Below are 2,500 nucleotides of genomic sequence, written 5' to 3'. Positions count from 1 at the left end.
CACAGGTAGGCGAGGAGAGAATCCTAAGGTGTGCGAGAGAACTCTGGTTAAGGAACTCGGCAAAATGACCCCGTAACTTCGGGAGAAGGGGTGCTTTCTTAACGGAAAGCCGCAGTGAATAGGCCCAAGCGACTGTTTAGCAAAAACACAGCTCTCTGCGAAGCCGTAAGGCGAAGTATAGGGGGTGACACCTGCCCGGTGCTGGAAGGTTAAGGAGAGGGGTTAGCGTAAGCGAAGCTCTGAACTGAAGCCCCAGTAAACGGCGGCCGTAACTATAACGGTCCTAAGGTAGCGAAATTCCTTGTCGGGTAAGTTCCGACCCGCACGAAAGGTGTAACGATTTGGGCACTGTCTCAACCAGAGACTCGGTGAAATTATAGTACCTGTGAAGATGCAGGTTACCCGCGACAGGACGGAAAGACCCCGTGGAGCTTTACTGTAGCCTGATATTGAATTTTGGTACAGTTTGTACAGGATAGGCGGGAGCCTTTGAAACCGGAGCGCTAGCTTCGGTGGAGGCGCTGGTGGGATACCGCCCTGACTGTATTGAAATTCTAACCTACGGGTCTTATCGACCCGGGAGACAGTGTCAGGTGGGCAGTTTGACTGGGGCGGTCGCCTCCTAAAGTGTAACGGAGGCGCCCAAAGGTTCCCTCAGAATGGTTGGAAATCATTCGTAGAGTGCAAAGGCATAAGGGAGCTTGACTGCGAGACCTACAAGTCGAGCAGGGACGAAAGTCGGGCTTAGTGATCCGGTGGTTCCGCATGGAAGGGCCATCGCTCAACGGATAAAAGCTACCCCGGGGATAACAGGCTTATCTCCCCCAAGAGTCCACATCGACGGGGAGGTTTGGCACCTCGATGTCGGCTCATCGCATCCTGGGGCTGTAGTCGGTCCCAAGGGTTGGGCTGTTCGCCCATTAAAGCGGTACGCGAGCTGGGTTCAGAACGTCGTGAGACAGTTCGGTCCCTATCCGTCGTGGGCGTAGGAAATTTGAGAGGAGCTGTCCTTAGTACGAGAGGACCGGGATGGACGCACCGCTGGTGTACCAGTTGTTCTGCCAAGGGCATAGCTGGGTAGCTATGTGCGGAAGGGATAAGTGCTGAAAGCATCTAAGCATGAAGCCCCCCTCAAGATGAGATTTCCCATAGCGTAAGCTAGTAAGATCCCTGAAAGATGATCAGGTTGATAGGTTCGAGGTGGAAGCATGGTGACATGTGGAGCTGACGAATACTAATAGATCGAGGACTTAACCATATAATATGTAGCAATGTTATCTAGTTTTGAAGGAATATGCCTTCAATAGTTTGGTGATGATGGCAGAGAGGTCACACCCGTTCCCATACCGAACACGGAAGTTAAGCTCTCTAGCGCCGATGGTAGTTGGGACCTTGTCCCTGTGAGAGTAGGACGTCGCCAAGCAAAAACCTAAGTCGTTTCGACTTAGGTTTTTTTGTGTTTATTTTTATATATCAAATGTCATAATCCGTAAATTTAGTAATCTTAATGAGAGAAAAGGATGAAATAGAGACGTTTTAAAGTCAACTACCCCCAGTGAGACAAAGCCTTTCAGTGGGGGCTTGAGCTCGAGCGCTAGGTCTTTTCGTCTATCGCTAGACAGTTTGACGCTCTAGTATTCATGCTACCCTACGATTTGTCACGCAACTTACTAATCTATCTACACCTAAATCGCAATTCAAAGCGTTACTCGTAGTCGTGGATGGTTTCTTCATTTGAGAAACATGCATTTCATATGTATAATGCACCTCAAGAACCGACTTTTTTGCTTCGGTACAATCTCAATGTAGAAGATTTTTTTATGTCTTAAATTTATCGGCATACGTATTTTAATGGAACCCAATTTTTTCTGAATGCCACATTCATCGGAACCATCCAATACCCGTTATTATCCACTTTAGGGACTTGATAGATTTCAATGATTCGTTTGTCAGTGGAACGAGAATAATTTGGAAACTTCGGATGCCCTGTGAACTACTCAGGATTTTTCTTCCATTGTTCCAACGCTTTAAAAAAGCTCTTCACTTCTGCATATAAGGCTCTGCGAATCGCTTGAATAGAATTTGATTGAACGCCCCAATCATTCGTATTGGCTTGCATGGCAGTATCTCCTTCTTTTACAGTAGCCATCCTGTTATTGTTTAAGTAACTTTGTTTCATCGTGTACAAGCCAACATTTCGCAACGCTTTTGAGCTATGTGACATGCGCTGAAGTAAACCCCCACTGATTAAAGTTTCAATTTATACAATGTCTTTTCACTTTTAAAGGATTTTATTCATCAAAAAATCTATAATTAAGGTAATTAATATATATTATTGATGGGTGTGGGGGATTATGAAAGAAATATGCATGTTATTAGTGGCTGTTATATTATGGGGGACAGCCATTGCGCCAACAAAGTGGGCGTTAGAATCTATTCAGCCATTTACTTTGTTATTTATTCGCCTTTTCTTCGCTGGTGGAATTTGTTTGCTATTTTC

The 2,500-nt window shown here is 45.8% G+C and carries 1 protein-coding gene, 2 rRNA genes and 1 pseudogene (2 of these 4 running past the window's edge); 3 read left to right on the top strand and 1 reads right to left on the bottom strand.

The features are described from left to right. A 23S ribosomal RNA gene (locus QCI73_RS25940) occupies positions 1 to 1,258 on the top strand (it extends 1,665 nt beyond the left edge of the window). Positions 1,259 to 1,307: 49 nt separating this feature from the next. Further along, positions 1,308 to 1,423 (top strand): 5S ribosomal RNA (gene rrf / locus QCI73_RS25935). Between the two features lie 230 nt (positions 1,424 to 1,653). Here rrf and QCI73_RS25930 read toward each other — a convergent pair. Then, a pseudogene (locus QCI73_RS25930) lies at positions 1,654 to 2,236 on the bottom strand (nuclease/transposase family protein); the annotation flags it as partial. A gap of 106 nt (positions 2,237 to 2,342) precedes the next feature. On the opposite strand from QCI73_RS25930, the gene QCI73_RS25925 reads away from it, so the two are divergent. After that, positions 2,343 to 2,500: the beginning of a DMT family transporter gene (locus tag QCI73_RS25925; protein WP_175613785.1), read on the top strand. The gene runs 775 nt beyond the window's last position; the window shows 158 of its 933 coding nt (coding positions 1-158); the start codon lies at positions 2,343 to 2,345; its stop codon lies beyond the right edge, outside the window.

The sequence above is a fragment of the Bacillus cereus group sp. MG16 genome, assembly GCF_040459875.1.
Taxonomy (GTDB): domain Bacteria; phylum Bacillota; class Bacilli; order Bacillales; family Bacillaceae_G; genus Bacillus_A; species Bacillus_A paranthracis.
Note: the sequence above shows the minus strand (reverse complement) of the source record. Positions and strands in the feature narration are given on the sequence as shown.